The organism is Tautonia plasticadhaerens, from assembly GCF_007752535.1.
Taxonomy (GTDB): Bacteria; Planctomycetota; Planctomycetia; order Isosphaerales; family Isosphaeraceae; genus Tautonia; species Tautonia plasticadhaerens.
The window spans coordinates 8,501,697-8,516,248 of record NZ_CP036426.1 but is presented as its reverse complement, the minus strand read 5'-3'; the positions used below and the strand labels follow the sequence as shown (position 1 = coordinate 8,516,248).

The window sequence follows — 14,552 nt, the reverse complement described above, 5'->3', positions numbered from 1 at the left end:
CGCGGGTTCCGGCTCCCGCCTCATCGCCCGTCGTCGGGCCCCGGCGCCGGCCGTCTCCGGAGCGTGTGCGTGGGGTCGTCCCGGGTGAACCGGAGCGAGGCGCGGTCCTTGCCCCGGCCGAAGACCATCGTGTTCACCTGGTCGGGCTCGACCTCGAAGAGCAGGGAATTGGTGAAGGTCGCCCCCTCGGGGCCGTCGGGCAGGGGAATCTCCAGGTACAGCCAGGCGGTCTTGACGGTCACCTCCTTGCCGACCCAGGCCAGGGCCGCCCGCTCGCCGTCGGGCCGCTCGACGACGAGCGAATCCTCCAAATAGGCCAGGATCGCCTCGTCGACGTCCTCGGTCCGCTCCAGGTCGACCCGCTCCCCCAGCCGCCGGCCGAGGGCCTCCTCCAGGTCGCCGGGATTGTAGATCCGCAGCGCGACCTCCAGCATGCCGGACTCGGCGTCGTAATCCGCCTCGGCGATCGTGACGTGGAACGGGTGCGCGGCGGACGCCCCGGATCCCGGGCCGGCTCCCGCGAGGGCCGCAAACGCCCCCGAAACCGCAAGCGCCCCGATGAATTGACGTCGGCTCATGATTGGTCGTGCCCTCACTCCGATCCGATCCATTCCCCGATGGTCCGCCCCGGCACTCCCACTCTACGAGGCCCCCCCGCCGACCGCCAAGGCCGGCCCGGGGCCGGGGCCGCTGGGTGTTTGCGACCGGCCGACCGGCGTGATAGTGTCGGTCCCGATCCGCCGCCCCCCGGCCGGGTCGGGCCGGGGGGGATCGGCGCCCGTCTCCATCCGTCCGGGCCGTCGACCGAAGCGAACCGATCCGGGGCAATCCAGTCGAATCGAACGGAGGCCCGAGCGAGGCTCGGCGCGCACCGCAGGCGCCGCGAGCGAGGGCCCGTCGGAGGCAAGCACGCCGATGGAGATCCACCCGCTGATCATCCTGGCCGTGGGCATCGCCACGGTCATCGGGATGATCCTGGTCTTGCGCCTCAATGCGTTCATCGCCCTGATCACCTCGGCGATGCTCGTCAGCCTGATGTCCCCCGGGCCGGTCGCCTCGAAGATCGCCCGGGTGGCCGAGGAGTTCGGCAAGACGGCCGGCGGCATCGGCATCGTCATCGCCCTGGCGGCGGTCATCGGCGCCTGCCTGATGGAGAGCGGCGCCGCCGACCGGATCGTCCGCGCCTTCCTCCGGGTCCTGGGGGAGAAGCGGGCCTCGACCGCCCTGATGGGCAGCGGGTTCGTGCTGGCCATCCCCGTCTTCTTCGACACCGTCTTCTACCTGCTGGTGCCCCTGGGCCGCTCCCTCTACCGACGGACGGGGACGCATTACTTGAAGTACGTCCTGGCGATCGGCTGCGGCGGGGCGATCACCCACACGCTGGTCCCCCCCACGCCGGGGCCGCTGCTGATGGCCGACCTGCTGGGGATCGACAAGGGGATGATGATCCTCGTCGGCACCGCCGTGGCCCTGCCGGCGGCGATCGCCGGGCTGGCCTTCTGCGGCTGGGCCGACCGGAGGATGCCCACCCCCATGCGGCCGATCTCGGGCATGGAGGAGCCCACCCCACCCCCCGACGACGCCCTGCCCCCGCTGGGCCTCTCCGCCCTGCCGGTCCTGCTGCCGGTCCTGCTGATCTCGATCAACACCGCCCTCTCCACCTACGCCGACGCCGAGCGGGCCGCCCTCGTCACCGCCTCGCAGGTCCGGGACCCCGCCGCGATCGCCGCCGCCCTGGACGCCGACGCCCCCGAGGGCTCCCCCGCCTCCCGCCTCGCGCCGCTGGTCCCCGAGCTGAGGCTGGCCGAGTCCGATCCCGAGGCGGTCGCCGAGCTGCTCAACGCCCGGGTCCTCGCACCCCGAGGCCCCGGGGCCGCCCTGGCCGAGGGGGACCTCTCGCGCAAGAGCGAGGCCCAGGTCGAGCACCTCAACCGCCTGGTCCTGGAGGGCCTCGTCCCCGAGTCGGCCCTGGAACGCCACGACTGGGAGACCGCCCGGCGCCGGGCCTCCGACTTCGCCTCGATCGTCGGCGACACCAACTTCGCCCTGCTGCTGGCCGCCGCGGTCTCCCTGATGCTGGTCGTCCGCCAGCGCGGCACCGGCCTCGAAGACCTGGCGAAGCTGGTCGAGCACGCCCTGATGAGCGCCGGGGTGATCATCCTCATCACCTCCGCCGGCGGGGCCTTCGGCGCCATGCTCCGCGAGGCCGGCATCGGCGACGTGATCCAGGGGGCCTTCGGCGACGACGGCTCGGGGGGGGGTGCCTCGACGGGCCTGGTCCTCATGCTCGTCGGCTTCGGCGTCTCGGCCGTGTTGAAGGTGGCGCAGGGGTCGAGCACCGTGGCGATGATCACCGCCACCGGCATCATGGCCGCGCTGCTGCCCCCCGGGGGCTCCTCGGCCCTCGGCTACAACATGGCGTACCTCGCCACCGCCATCGGCAGCGGCTCGCTGATCGGCTCCTGGATGAACGACAGCGGCTTCTGGGTCTTCGCCAAGATGAGCGGCCTGACCGAGGCCGAGGCCCTCAAGAGCTGGACCCCGCTGCTGCTGGTCCTCGGCACCGTCGGACTAGTCGTCAGCCTGCTCCTGGCCCTGGCCCTGCCGCTCACCTCGCTGGGCTGATCGAGCGGAGCGGGGATCTCACGCGGAGGCGCAGAGACGACGAGGAGGAGCGCGGAGGACGAACCGGGGCAGGGACATGGATCAACAATGACCGAACCGTCTCCCGCTTCCCTCCTCCCCCTCTCTTCTCCGCGCCTCCGCGCCTCTGCGTGAGATCCCCCCGGTTTCCCCCCGGAGCCCCCCATGCATCCCGTCTCGACGCTCCTGCTGGCCGTCGGCATCGTGCTGCTGGGGATCCTCTGGCTCCGCCTGCACGCCTTCCTCGCGCTGCTGTTGGCCGCCTTCACCGTGGCGGCGTTGACGCCGCAATCCACCCTCCGGGCCCAGGCCGAGGCCAAGCTCGGCGCCGGGGACTGGACCGCCGAACAGGCCGAGTCGTTCGCCTCCTCGTCCCCGGCCGACCGCGTGGCCGAGGGGTTCGGCTCCACCGCCACGGGCATCGGCATCCTGATCGCGATGGCCGCTATCGTTGGCAAGTGCCTGCTCGACAGCGGCGCCGCCGACCGGATCGTCCGCTCGGCCGTCCTGCTGGTGGGGCAGGGGAGGGCGGCCCTGGCCTTCCTGGCCAGCGGGTTCGTGCTGGCCATCCCCGTCTTCTTCGACACGGTCTTCTATTTGATCATGCCCCTGGGCAAGGCCATGTGGATGAGGACCGGCAAGGACTACCTGCTCTACGTCCTCTCCATCGTCGCCGGGGCCACCATGGCGCACTCGCTCGTGCCCCCCACGCCGGGCCCGCTGCTGGTGGCCGGGGAACTCGGGGTCGACCTGCTGACGATGGGCCTGGCCGGGATCGTCGTCGGCTCGGCGGCCTCGCTGACCGGCTACGCCTTCGCCCGGTGGCTGAACCGACGCATGGACATCCCCCTTCGGGAGTCGGCCGACCTCTCGATCAAGGATCTCGAATCCGTCATCCGCCGCCCCGACTCGGAACTCCCCCCCCTCTGGCTCTCCCTGGCCCCGATCGTCCTCCCCTTTCTGCTGATCGCCGCCGACGCCGCCCTCACCACCCACCTCGATCGTCTCGGCGAGGGGGCCCCGGTCCCCTCCTGGGCCTCAACCCTCTCCCCGGCCTTCCGGACCCTGGGGGACAAGAACGTCGCCCTCTCCCTGGCCGCCGCCGTGGCCCTGGCCACGCTCGCCGCCCGCCCCGGCATGGGGCGATCCTCGCTGGCCGAGGCCGTCCGATCGGCCCTGGCCGGGGGCGGGGTGATCATCCTCATCACCTCCGCCGGGGGCGCCTTCGGCGCCGCCATCCGCCAGGGGGGCGTGGCCGAGACGATCGAGCGGCTCGCCGGGGGGGGCTCGGCGATGGCCGTCCTGCCGCTGGCCTTCCTCGTCTCGGCCCTGGTCCGCACGGCGCAGGGCTCGGCCACCGTGGCGATGATCACCGCCGTCGGCGTGCTCGCCCCCCTGGCCGAGTCCGGCGCCCTCGGCTGCCACCCGGTCTACCTGGCGATGGCGATCGGCTGCGGCTCCAAGCCCGTCGCCTGGATGGCCGACAGCGGCTTCTGGGTCATCTGCCAGATGTCCGGCCTCACCGAGGCCGAGGGCCTGAAGACCGTCACCCCCATGACCGCCATCATGGGCGTGGCCGGCCTCGCCGTGACGATGCTCGGCGCCTGGCTCCTGCCGATGGCCTGAGGCCGGGTCGCCACCCAGGACCCTTTTTATACAAACTTAATAAATAGATGTCAAATATCAATAAGTATATCGTGGCGAATTTCGAGATGTTGGCCAGTCCCACAGCGATGAACGACCGCCCCTCGACCAGCCGTATTGGGCGGCGAAGACGCGAGGAGTTTGCTATATTCGCAGGGCGCAATAACGACTCTAAGGACGGCACCGACGGGCCATGCCACCGCCCGGCAGAAGCCCCGCCGTCGCGAGGGAGGCGGATGGACACAGAAGCCCTATGATTAAATCAAGCGGAAGCCTGTCCTTCGACGAGCGGTGGTTCGCAACGGCCCTCTCCAGCATCGGCGATGCCGTCATCGCCACGGACCACCGGGGGCAGGTCCTCTTCCTGAACCCCGTCGCCGAAGCCCTCACGGGCTGGCCCGACGCCGAGGCCCACGGCAAGGAGCTGGCCGAGATCTTCCCCATCGTCAACGAGCTGACCCGGACGCCGGTCGAAAGCCCCGTCGAGCAGGTCCTCGCGACCGGCCAGACCGTCGGCCTCGCCAACCACACCGTGCTCATCGGCCGCGACCGGAGAGAGTGCCCGGTCGACGACAGTGCGGCCCCCATCAAGGACGAGCACGGCCGGGTCGCCGGCGTCATCCTCGTCTTCCGCGACATCACAGAGAAGCGGCGGGCGGACCTGCTGAACGAGCAACTGGTGGCCATCGTCGAGTCGTCCGACGACATCATCGCCTCGAAGGACCTGGACGGCGTCATCACGAGCTGGAACAGGGGGGCCGAACGCATCCTCGGCTATACCGCCGCCGAGGTCATCGGCAAGCCCGTCTCGATGCTCATGCCGCCCGAGGTCATCGAGGACACGCAGCGGATCCTCGGCCGCATTCGCCGCGGCGAGACGGTGGACCACTACCAGACGAGGCGGCGGCGGAAGGACGGGACCGTCATCGACGTCTCGCTCACCGTCTCGCCGATTCGCAACGCCGAGGGCGAGATCATCGGGGCCTCGAAGGTCGGCCGAGACATCACCGACCAGAGGAAGGCTCAGGAGCTGAACGAGCGGCTGGCGGCCATCGTCGAGTCGTCCGACGACATCATCGCCTCGAAGGACCTGGACGGCGTCATCACGAGCTGGAACAAGGGGGCCGAGCGGGTCCTCGGCTACACCGCCGCGGAGGTCATCGGCCGCCACGTCTCGATGCTCATGCCGCCCGAGCTGGTCGAGGACATGCCGCGGATCCTGGAGAAGATCCGCCGCGGCGAGACGGTGGACCACTACCAGACGAGGCGGCGGCGGAAGGACGGGACCGTCATCGACGTCTCGCTCACCGTCTCGCCGATTCGCAACGCCGAGGGCGAGATCATCGGGGCCTCGAAAATCGGCCGGGACATCACCGCCGAGAAACGGGCCCGCGAGGAACGCGAGCAGCTCCTGGGGGCCACCCAGAAGGCCAAGGCCGACGCCGAGGCGGCCAATCGCCTCAAAGACGAGTTCCTCGCCACCCTCTCGCACGAGTTGAGGACACCGCTGAATGCGATCCTCGGTTGGTCCCGAATCCTGAGCTCCGGCCCGCCGGACCCCGAAGACCTGAAGGAGGGCCTCGCGGTCATCGACCGCAACGCCAAGATTCAGGTCCAGATCATCGAGGACCTGCTCGACATCTCCCGCATCATCTCGGGCACCATGCGGCTCGACGTCCAGCGGGTCAACGTGGCCGAGGTCATCGAGGCCGCGATGACCGCCGTGACCCCGGCCGCCGAGGGCAAGGGCGTCCGCATCACGAAGGTGCTCGACCCGCTGGCTGGCCCCGTCTCGGGCGACCCGGCCCGGCTCCAGCAAATCATCTGGAATCTGCTCACGAACGCCGTGAAGTTCACCCCCAAGGGGGGCCGCGTCCAGGTGCTCCTGGAGCGGGTCAACTCGCACGTCGAATTTTCCGTCATCGACTCCGGCATCGGCATCCGGCCCGAGTTCCTGCCGCACATCTTCGAGCGGTTCAGCCAGGCCGACTCCTCGACGACTCGCCGCCACGGCGGGCTGGGGCTCGGCCTGGCCATCGTCAAGCAGCTCGCCGAGCTGCACGGCGGCACGGTGCGGGCCAAGAGCCCCGGCGAGGGCCAGGGCTCAACCTTTATCATAAGCTTGCCCATCACCGTCGTGCACGAGGCCCGGCCGGAGAAGGCCCGGCCGAAGGAGGAGCAGCCCGGCGAATACGACTGCTCCGAGAGACCACTCGCAGGCATCCGGGTGCTTGTGGTGGACGACGATCCAGACGCCCGGCAGCTCGTCCGTCGGGTCCTGACAGAATGCGGGGCGGAGGTAGCCGTCGCCGAGACGGCGGCCGAGGCCGTGGGGCTCGTCAAGGCCCTCCGGCCGGATATCCTCGTGAGCGACGTGGGCATGCCCGACCAGGACGGCTACGACTTGATCCGTCAGGTCCGGAGCCGCGTCGCGGCCAAGACGCTCCCGGCCGTGGCCCTCACCGCCTTCGCCCGCTCCGAGGACAGGAGGAGGGCGTTGCTCGCCGGGTTCCAGACGCACGTGGCGAAGCCCGTAGACCCGGCGGAGCTGGTCGCCGTCGTCGCCAGTCTCGTCGAGCGGACTGGGGGACAGCCCTGACACGCGGGAGGGAGGACATGGACGGTCCGAAGCCTCAAGATGGCGAGCGGCGACGTTCGGGGACGCGGGTCCTGGTGGCCGATGACCACCAGGACACTGCCCGGATGATTCGGATCCTGCTCCGGGGCCAGGGATACGACGTGAGGGTCGCCTTCACCGGACAGGAGGCCATCGAGGTAGCTGAAGGCTTCCGGCCCGAAGCCATCCTCCTGGACCATAACTTTCACGAGATGGAAGGCGATGAACTCGCCACTCGGCTAAGGGGAGAGGGATGCTGCCGGGACGCGACCATCATCGCCAGCTCGGGCTACGGTCAGGAGCAGGACCGTCGTCGCTCGAAGGAATCGGGGGTTAACCACCACCTCATCAAGCACGTCGACTTCGACCGTGTCTCGCCATTTTGGCAGGGTTGGAGACTCCCGGCCACCTCGGATTGAGTCCGAGCCCCCTCCCCGAATTCGTGCTGGATAACTCCCGAATCCTGCACGACCCCGCCGCGCCCGATTGGGCCGCACCTCCCGATCGGGGGCGTGCAGGCCTCCGCTCGACCTCGGCCCCCACTCGGGGGCGATCGGCCGCCATCCTGGAACGAAGAGGGCCCTCCCCGCCGAGGGTTGGAGTCGGGCAGGGGAGAGGGCGCCGGTCGATGGCCGGGGCGGCCGGCACCGGGGTCGGGCGCGGGGCGGTCACGGGCCGGAGGTGATCTCCAGGATGTTCCCGTCGGCCAAGCGGAAGGTCCCCTCCGCCTCGGGGGCCTGGCGGAGGACCGGCCCCCGGTTGGAGTCGTCGACCAGCTTGAAGAGCCCGATGGACTGGCTGACGGGGAACTCGTTGTGGGTGAAGCCGCCCTTGTACTGGAGCTTCGACCCATTGTACCAGGGGTCGACGTAGAGGAACTGGTCAGCCGCCTCGTTGCAGCCGACGATCAGGACCGAGTGGCCGAAGCGGCCCGTCCGCTCGAGCTGGCCGAACCGATTCGTCTCGATCGGCCCCCGAACCGAGGCGGCCGCGCCCGACCCCGAGCTGGTCGGCCCGTACAGGACCCCGACCACGACGGGGGTCTTCTTCCGGGTCAGCCACGACTTGATCGACGTCCTCCCCCGGGCGACCTGCGCCTTGCTGAACTTCACCTGGTCCCGGCTGGTGACCTTGAACCCGGGCCGGAACGCGATGTGATAGCCCCGGAAGACGTGGTCCGTCGCGTTCCCCCCCCAGAGCGCCGAGGCGCCGTCGTCGGCGACCGTGCCGCAGGCCCGCTCCCCCCACTTGTCGATGATCGGCTGCCAGTTCTCGTTGAAGATGTTCTCGGGGTTGTCGTGGAGCATCCGGTGGACGGCGTGGCTCTTGACCGGGTCGGTCCCCCGGCAGAGGTCGGCCAGCAGGTCGATCGTCAGGCCCGGGTGGTTCACGAAGTCCCCCACCACGACCACCAGCTCCAGGCCCGGGACGAGGCGCCCCGCCTCGTCGACCCCCCGGAGCACGGCCCTGCCGGCGCCGGCCCCCTTGAGCGTGATCGTCTGCGACTGGAGCGAGGCGTGGACCTTCGTCTCCACCACGTCGACGACCGATGGGACGGACGGCACGATCCGGGGCATGGCATTGCCCGGCCCGATCGCCCCTTTCTGCTCCAGGACGATCCGGTTGCCCAGGTGGATCGCGATCCGCTCCTCCCCCGAGTCGCCCTTGACGAAGAGCCGGGCACCCTTGGAGAAGAGCCATTTCCGCTTCAGGTGGAACGGGTTGTCGACGAGCTGGAAGTGCGCCATGGTCCACGCTCCGCGTGATCGCGGATAAGGGGGAGGCGATGGGGAAGGTGGCGGTCCCCCCGGCGACGGGCCGGGGAGACGTCCCACAAAGGCCGCCTCATTCGTGAATCTCAACCAAATCATCGATCTCGCCCCGGCCCCCGCGACATCGATCCCGGGAATCTCGGCCGGCGTGGCCCCGACGCCCCCCCCGGGGCGCCCCGGCCCCGGCCCCGGGCGTGTCGCCCGCGTTGAACGCTCCGAAACCCGTGGAACGTCCGGACGCTCCGCCGCGATCGATCGGAGAGATAAGCACACCCCTCTGGAATCGCCCGGCACGCCTTGTATGATGCCAGGGGCGGGAGCCTCCCGACCGATCGCCCGACCGCCAGCCCGAGCCCGGAGCCCGACCCCCGTGGACGTCCTGCTGCTCTCCCGATTGCAGTTCGCCTTCACCATCATGTTCCACTACCTGTTCCCGCCCCTGACGATCGGGCTGGGGATGGTGCTGGTGTACCTGGGGGCGATGCGCCTGAGGAGGCCCGAGGACCCGATCTACGAGCAGGCCGCCCGCTTCTGGACCCGGATCTTCGGCCTGAACTTCGCGCTCGGCGTGGTCACGGGCATCGTCATGGAGTTCGAGTTCGGCACGAACTGGGCGGCCTACTCCCGGTACGTCGGCGACGTCTTCGGCTCCGCCCTGGCGGCCGAGGGGATCTTCGCCTTCTTCCTGGAGTCCGGCTTCCTGGCCGTCCTGCTCTTCGGCTGGGAGCGCGTGGGGGTGAAGACGCACTTCTTCGCCACCCTCATGGTCGCCGTCGGCGGCATCTTCTCCTCCATCTGGATCGTCATCGCCAACTCCTGGCAGCAGACCCCCGTCGGCTTCGAGATCCGCGACCACGTCATCAACGGCCAGACCTTCCAGCGGGCCGAGATCACCGACTTCTGGGCGATGGTCTTCAACCCCTCCGCCGTCGACCGCCTGGTGCACGTCTGGCTCGGCTCGTTCATCCTCGGCGCCTTCTTCGTGATGAGCATCTCGGCGTGGTACCTCTTGAAGGGGCGGCACCTCGAATTCGCCCGGCGGTCGTTCACCGGCGGGTTGCTGCTGGCGACGGTCTCCTCGCTGGCCCAGCTCGCCTCGGGGCACTCGCAGGCGAAGGGGGTGGGGGAGCACCAGCCGGCCAAGCTCGCGGCGATGGAGGGGCTGTACGAGTCGAAGCGAGGGGCCGGGCTCTCCCTCTTCGGCTGGCCCGACAGCCAGGCCCGGGAGCTCCGGTTCGCGGTCGAGATCCCCGGCATGCTCAGCATCCTGCTCCACAACGACCCCGACGCCGAGGTCCGGGGCTTCGACGCCCTGGAAGCGGACTACGGCATGCCCCCGGTCTGGATCGTCTTCCAGGCCTACCACCTCATGGTCGGCATCGGCATGCTGTTCATCGCCTCGACCCTGCTGGCCTGCTACTACCTCTGGCGGGGCACCCTGTACGAGAAGCGCTGGCTGCTCTGGTACTTCGTCTTCGCCGTCCTGCTCGCCTTCGTCGCCAACGAGGCCGGCTGGATGACCGCCGAGGTCGGCCGGCAGCCCTGGGTCGTCTACCCGACGATCGTCGACGGCTCCCCCACCGGCGGCCTCCGCACCAGCGACGCCCTCTCCGAGGTCGTCCGGGCCGAGCAGGTGCTCGCCTCCATCATCATGTTCGGCCTGATCTACGCGCTGCTGTTCGTCCTCTGGATCGTCATCCTCAACCACAAGATCCAGCACGGCCCCGACCCCATCCCCGGGACCGATCCCGGGCCCCGGCCCGAGTCCGAGCCCGGCCCCGGGCTCCTCGAGGCCGCCACCGGCCGGGTCGACCACTCCGGCACCCTCACCGAGGCCAACGAGCCCCCCGACGGCCGCCGGGCCGGGCCGACCGGCGACCGATAGCCGACCCCCGATGCGAACCGCCGGACGCCGCCCGACACCCGCCATCCCGCACCCGCCCGAAAGGCCCCGCCATGGACCTCCACCTGCTCTGGTTCGTCATCCTCGGCGTCTTCCTCGCCGGCTACGCCGTGCTCGACGGCTTCGACCTTGGCGTCGGGATCCTCCACCTGACGGCCCGGGACGACACCGAGCGCCGGGTGATGCTCAACTCGATCGGCCCGATCTGGGACGGCAACGAGGTCTGGCTCGTCACCTTCGGGGGCGCCATGTTCGCCGCCTTCCCCGAGGCCTACGCCACCGTCTTCTCCGGCTTCTACCTCGCCTTCATGCTCGTCCTGTTCTCGCTGATCTTCCGGGCCGTCTCGATCGAGTTCCGCAGCAAGCTCGGCTCGAAGGCCTGGCGGAGGGCCTTCGACTTCGGCTTCTTCGCCTCCAGCCTGCTGGCGACCCTGCTGTTCGGCGTCGCCGTCGGCGCCGCGATGGCCGGGGTGCCGCTGGACGAGCGGGGGCTCTACGACGGCGGCTTCCTCGACCTGATCTCCCCCTACTCGGTCCTCGTCGGCATGCTGGCCGTCGCCCTGTTCGCCATGCACGGGGCGATCTACCTGCTGCTGAAGACCGAGGGGGACCTGCGCCATCGCCTCTACAACCGTGCCTGGACCGGCTTCGGCTGCTTCCTGGTCTGCTACCTGCTGGTGACGATCATGACCCTGGCCACCATCCCCCGGGCCACGGCCAACTTCGGGGCATATCCCTGGGCCTGGCTGGTCGTCCTCGCCAACGTCCTGGCGATCGCCAACATCCCCCGCAGCCTGTTCCTGCACCGGCCGGCCCGGGCGTTCGCCTCCAGCTGCGCCGCCATCGCCGGCTTCGTCTTCCTGTTCGGGATCGCGCTGTTCCCGAACCTGGTGACCAGCTCCGTCGAGCCCGAGGCCCGCAGCCTGACCCTCTACAACGCCGCCAGCTCCGAGCAGACGCTCTGGAACATGGCCGTGGTCGCCGCCATCGGCGCCCCGCTGGTGCTCACCTACACCGGCCTCGTCTACTGGACCTTCCGCGGCGCCGTCCGGCTCGACCCCCACAGCTACTGAACGCCCGCCGTCAGGCCGGCCGGCACCGCCGAGGCCCCGGCGCGGTCAGGGCCCGATCCCGGCCGCATGGTGCTCGACGTACGTGCGGAGCTTCTGCTCGCCGGGGTCGGTCATCCGGTAATTCAGGTAGATCAGCGCGAGCTGCCGAAGCTCCTCGACCGGCACTCCCCCGGGCCTCGACCCCGCCAGGATCGCGTCCACGTCGGACTCGAGCAGCTCGACGGGCTGGTGGGCGCCCGGGTTCGTCCAGCGATGATACAGGGCGTCCGACCAGGGCGGCTTCACGTCCGGGTCGGTCACGGCCAGCGTAGCCTCGGGCTTCGTCAGCGATTCGATGACCAGCTCGACCTGCCCCCGCCGGGTCGGCCCCTTCACGTTGTCCACGAACCGCTTCCAGGCGGTCGCGTCCATCACCTCCACGCAGCCGAAGGTCCCCATCCCGAACCTCCGGTCGGCCGGCCCCTCGTGGATCAGGAACGCCTTGGTCTTCCAGAGCCGGACCGCCCCCGAGACCGTCCCCGGCCCCGTCCTCGGCGTGTACTCGATCCAGGTCGGGTCGGTGATCGTGTACGCGCCGAAGACCCCCACGTCGCACGTCCGGGTCCCCTTCGGGTGCCGCTCGTAGGCCCGCTTCAGCCCCGCCCGGATCACCTCGAAGTCCCCCACCCCCTCCACCGTCATCTTGTACGTCGGCACGATGTAGAGCGGGGCCGCGTAGATCCCCAGCGTCTTGTCATATTCCTTCAACGTCGATTGGCCCACGACCTCGCTCGTCAGGTGGATCTTCATGGCAGGGCCCCAAGGCCGGAGGGACGATCCGGGGCGTCCGATCGGACGGCCTCGATCCGAAGTCTCCCCCGATCCGGTCGCAAACCGCCCCCCTCCCGCGACACGCCCGCCCTTCGGCCGGCACGCCGGTGGCCCATCGTCTCAGGGATCCCCCGACGGGCCCAGGCCGACCCGGCCCGACCCGGCCCGGGCCGACCAGTGGAGCCCCCCATGCCGACGAACACCCCATCGCCCCCCTCCCGGGCCGGCTGGCTCCTGAGCATCCTCGCCGGCGTCCCGCTCGTGATCCTCGCCGTGAACCTGCTGGGCGGCCTGATCCTCGTCGCCCCGGGCCAGGGAGGGATGAGGGTGTTCTTCCTCATGCTCCTCTCCGTCCCGGCCGCCCTGCTCGCCCCCGTCTTCTGGCTGGTCGCCTCCGTGCTGAAGCTGCCGCTCGGGGTTTCCTGGGCGTGGTTCTCCGCGCTGATCGTCGTCGTCTCGATCGGCATCGGTCTGGTCGTCCTCGCCCTCTGATCGGGCCATCGCCCCGAAACCCGACCCGACCGCCGTCCTCCCCCCTTGGGACCCGGTCGCCGTCCGGAGTCCGTCTTTCCTGGCCGAATGTGCTTAAAATCGCCGAGTTCTCCGATAGTAAGGTCGAGGGGCTTTTCTTCCCCCGCGCCGGTCTCGACGAGCACCTTTCGATTCCACTCCCGGGAACGACCCCGATGGCCGCCACCTTGACGCAGTCGATCGCCAATCGCCTGAACGCCTTGAAGTCCACCGGGCCGAGGACCGCCGAGGGGAAGGCCCGGTCCAGCCGGAACGCCCTGAGGCACGGGCTCTCCCGCCTGCCGATCCTGCCCGGCGGCGACCTGGCCTCGGCCATCGCTGACCGCAAGGAGCGGTGGCGGGCCTCCTACCGGCCCGAGGGCCACGCGCAGGAGTGGCGCTTCGATCGCCTCTGCGCCGAGTCGGTCCGGCTGGACTTCTGCGAGCAGTGGATCCGGTCCCTCCGCGCCGAGCTGGCCGATCGGGCCCTCGAAGCCTGGGACGACGACCGGGCCGCCCTCGTCGCCGAGCAGGCGGCGGCCCTCGCCGTCCGTCCCGAGGTCGTCCAGCCCCGGCTCTTGCAGAGCAAGCACGGCGTCCTCTGGCTCATCGGGCGCTGGGACGAGGTGGCCGACTCCCTCAGGCGCTGCAAGGGCTGGAAGCCCGAGACCTGGGACCTGGCCATGGACCTGCTCGGCCTCTCCAGGGCCGCCCGGGTCGGCTCCGGCCCCTGGGACCTCCACCCCGAAGACGCCGGCCCCGGGCCCGGCCTGGACCTGGTCCGGCGCGGCGTCGAGGCCCTCCGAGACCGCCTCTCCGACTACCTCGACGACCGGGACGCCCGGGCCCGGGCCGACGCCGAGCACGGCCTCGGCCCGGAAGAGTCCCCCGAGGTCCGACGCCTGGAGCGCTACGCCCGGGACGCCCGCCTCCAGGTCTCCCGGCACCTGCTCGAACTCCGACGCCTCCAAGGCGAGGCCTCGTCCGCCCCCGCCTCGCGAGCGACCCCCGACGCCCCCCGGCCCGTCCCGGCCCCGGCCCCGCCCCCGAGGCCCGTCCGGGCGCCGGCCCCCCGGCCGCCGATCCCCTCGACCCATCCCGACCCCGCCCCCGGGCCGGTCGACCGCCCCCCCTCGGTCCCCGTCGCCGAAGCCCCCGCCCCCCGGCCGGCTCCCCCGGTCTCGGCCGCCGGGCCGCTCTCCTCGATGCTCCGGGACCGGCTCTCCCCGGGCCCCTCGGTCCCGATCAATCGGAGGGCCCGCCGGGCCCAGCTCGTCGCCTCCCGGCGCTCCTGACCGGCCCGGAGCCCCGGGCCCCGAGCCGCCTCCCGGGCGATCGCCGATCGATCCGCCCCCGACCGTCCCCGAGCCCGATCCCCACCCCCGGAGGGCCGCCGATCGCCCGGCCTCGTCCCCACGTCCCCCGTCCGCGCCCCGGGTTCGCCTCCCCCCGTCGGACCCGAGTCCCCCGGGCCCGGCCCGAGCCCCCGACCGGCCGACCCGACCCCCGCTCCTTGGCATGACGAATCGAACCCAATGCCCTCGCCATCACTCCCTTCGCCCCGGGAAGGGGAGTCGCCC

Annotated in this window: 11 protein-coding genes; 8 read left to right on the top strand and 3 right to left on the bottom strand. The window is 70.8% G+C overall.

The genetic code is table 11. The annotated features are described in order from the left end of the window. Positions 1 to 20 precede the first annotated feature (20 nt). Complete coding sequence (locus tag ElP_RS33810) at positions 21 to 578, bottom strand: DUF6702 family protein (RefSeq protein ID WP_197446581.1); 558 nt, start codon at positions 576 to 578, stop codon at positions 21 to 23. Positions 579 to 915: 337 nt separating this feature from the next. Between ElP_RS33810 and ElP_RS33805 the strand changes: the two genes are divergently transcribed. The 4 genes from ElP_RS33805 (at position 916) to ElP_RS33790 (ending at position 7,323) form a co-directional block, all read left to right on the top strand. Next, a complete protein-coding gene (locus ElP_RS33805; protein ID WP_145277870.1) occupies positions 916 to 2,625 on the top strand; it encodes a GntP family permease in 1,710 nt (569 codons plus the stop codon). A 183-nt stretch (positions 2,626 to 2,808) separates the two neighbouring features. Further along, positions 2,809 to 4,269 (top strand): GntP family permease, encoded by a 1,461-nt coding sequence (locus ElP_RS33800; RefSeq protein ID WP_145277868.1) that lies wholly within the window; start codon positions 2,809 to 2,811, stop codon positions 4,267 to 4,269. A 271-nt stretch (positions 4,270 to 4,540) separates the two neighbouring features. Further along, complete coding sequence (locus tag ElP_RS33795) at positions 4,541 to 6,886, top strand: PAS domain S-box protein (RefSeq protein ID WP_197446580.1); 2,346 nt, start codon at positions 4,541 to 4,543, stop codon at positions 6,884 to 6,886. A 17-nt stretch (positions 6,887 to 6,903) separates the two neighbouring features. Further along, positions 6,904 to 7,323 carry a response regulator gene (locus ElP_RS33790; RefSeq protein WP_145277864.1) on the top strand — a complete coding sequence of 140 codons (420 nt, stop codon included), beginning with the start codon at positions 6,904 to 6,906 and terminating at the stop codon, positions 7,321 to 7,323. Positions 7,324 to 7,572: 249 nt separating this feature from the next. On the opposite strand, the gene ElP_RS33785 is transcribed toward ElP_RS33790, so the two are convergent. After that, complete coding sequence (locus ElP_RS33785; RefSeq protein ID WP_145277862.1) at positions 7,573 to 8,652, bottom strand: hypothetical protein; 1,080 nt, start codon at positions 8,650 to 8,652, stop codon at positions 7,573 to 7,575. A gap of 394 nt (positions 8,653 to 9,046) precedes the next feature. Between ElP_RS33785 and ElP_RS33780 the strand changes: the two genes are divergently transcribed. Both ElP_RS33780 and cydB read left to right on the top strand, forming a co-directional pair. Next, positions 9,047 to 10,561: a cytochrome ubiquinol oxidase subunit I gene (locus tag ElP_RS33780; RefSeq protein ID WP_197446579.1), complete on the top strand. Its 1,515-nt coding sequence runs from the start codon at positions 9,047 to 9,049 to the stop codon at positions 10,559 to 10,561. A 71-nt stretch (positions 10,562 to 10,632) separates the two neighbouring features. After that, the gene (cydB, locus tag ElP_RS33775; protein ID WP_145277860.1) at positions 10,633 to 11,652 is read left to right on the top strand and encodes a cytochrome d ubiquinol oxidase subunit II; all 1,020 of its coding nucleotides are present in this window, start codon (positions 10,633 to 10,635) and stop codon (positions 11,650 to 11,652) included. A 45-nt stretch (positions 11,653 to 11,697) separates the two neighbouring features. Here cydB and ElP_RS33770 read toward each other — a convergent pair whose 3' ends face one another. Continuing rightward, on the bottom strand, positions 11,698 to 12,441 hold the full coding sequence (locus ElP_RS33770) for a hypothetical protein (RefSeq protein ID WP_145277858.1): 744 nt from the start codon (positions 12,439 to 12,441) through the stop codon (positions 11,698 to 11,700). Between the two features lie 210 nt (positions 12,442 to 12,651). Here ElP_RS33770 and ElP_RS33765 point away from each other — a divergent pair, with 210 nt between their 5' ends. Both ElP_RS33765 and ElP_RS33760 read left to right on the top strand, forming a co-directional pair. Next, the gene (locus ElP_RS33765; protein ID WP_145277856.1) at positions 12,652 to 12,954 is read left to right on the top strand and encodes a hypothetical protein; all 303 of its coding nucleotides are present in this window, start codon (positions 12,652 to 12,654) and stop codon (positions 12,952 to 12,954) included. Positions 12,955 to 13,148: 194 nt separating this feature from the next. Further along, complete coding sequence (locus tag ElP_RS33760) at positions 13,149 to 14,267, top strand: hypothetical protein (RefSeq protein ID WP_145277854.1); 1,119 nt, start codon at positions 13,149 to 13,151, stop codon at positions 14,265 to 14,267. Positions 14,268 to 14,552 lie beyond the last annotated feature (285 nt).

Bases quoted from the DNA above. Each gene is read 5' to 3' on its own strand.
- ElP_RS33810 (WP_197446581.1), bottom strand. From the start codon at position 578: ATGAGCCGACGTCAATTCATCGGGGCGCTTGCGGTTTCGGGGGCGTTT.
- ElP_RS33805 (WP_145277870.1), top strand. From the start codon at position 916: ATGGAGATCCACCCGCTGATCATCCTGGCCGTGGGCATCGCCACGGTC.
- ElP_RS33800 (WP_145277868.1), top strand. From the start codon at position 2,809: ATGCATCCCGTCTCGACGCTCCTGCTGGCCGTCGGCATCGTGCTGCTG.
- ElP_RS33795 (WP_197446580.1), top strand. From the start codon at position 4,541: ATGATTAAATCAAGCGGAAGCCTGTCCTTCGACGAGCGGTGGTTCGCA.
- ElP_RS33790 (WP_145277864.1), top strand. From the start codon at position 6,904: ATGGACGGTCCGAAGCCTCAAGATGGCGAGCGGCGACGTTCGGGGACG.
- ElP_RS33785 (WP_145277862.1), bottom strand. From the start codon at position 8,652: ATGGCGCACTTCCAGCTCGTCGACAACCCGTTCCACCTGAAGCGGAAA.
- cydB (WP_145277860.1), top strand. From the start codon at position 10,633: ATGGACCTCCACCTGCTCTGGTTCGTCATCCTCGGCGTCTTCCTCGCC.
- ElP_RS33770 (WP_145277858.1), bottom strand. From the start codon at position 12,441: ATGAAGATCCACCTGACGAGCGAGGTCGTGGGCCAATCGACGTTGAAG.
- ElP_RS33765 (WP_145277856.1), top strand. From the start codon at position 12,652: ATGCCGACGAACACCCCATCGCCCCCCTCCCGGGCCGGCTGGCTCCTG.
- ElP_RS33760 (WP_145277854.1), top strand. From the start codon at position 13,149: ATGGCCGCCACCTTGACGCAGTCGATCGCCAATCGCCTGAACGCCTTG.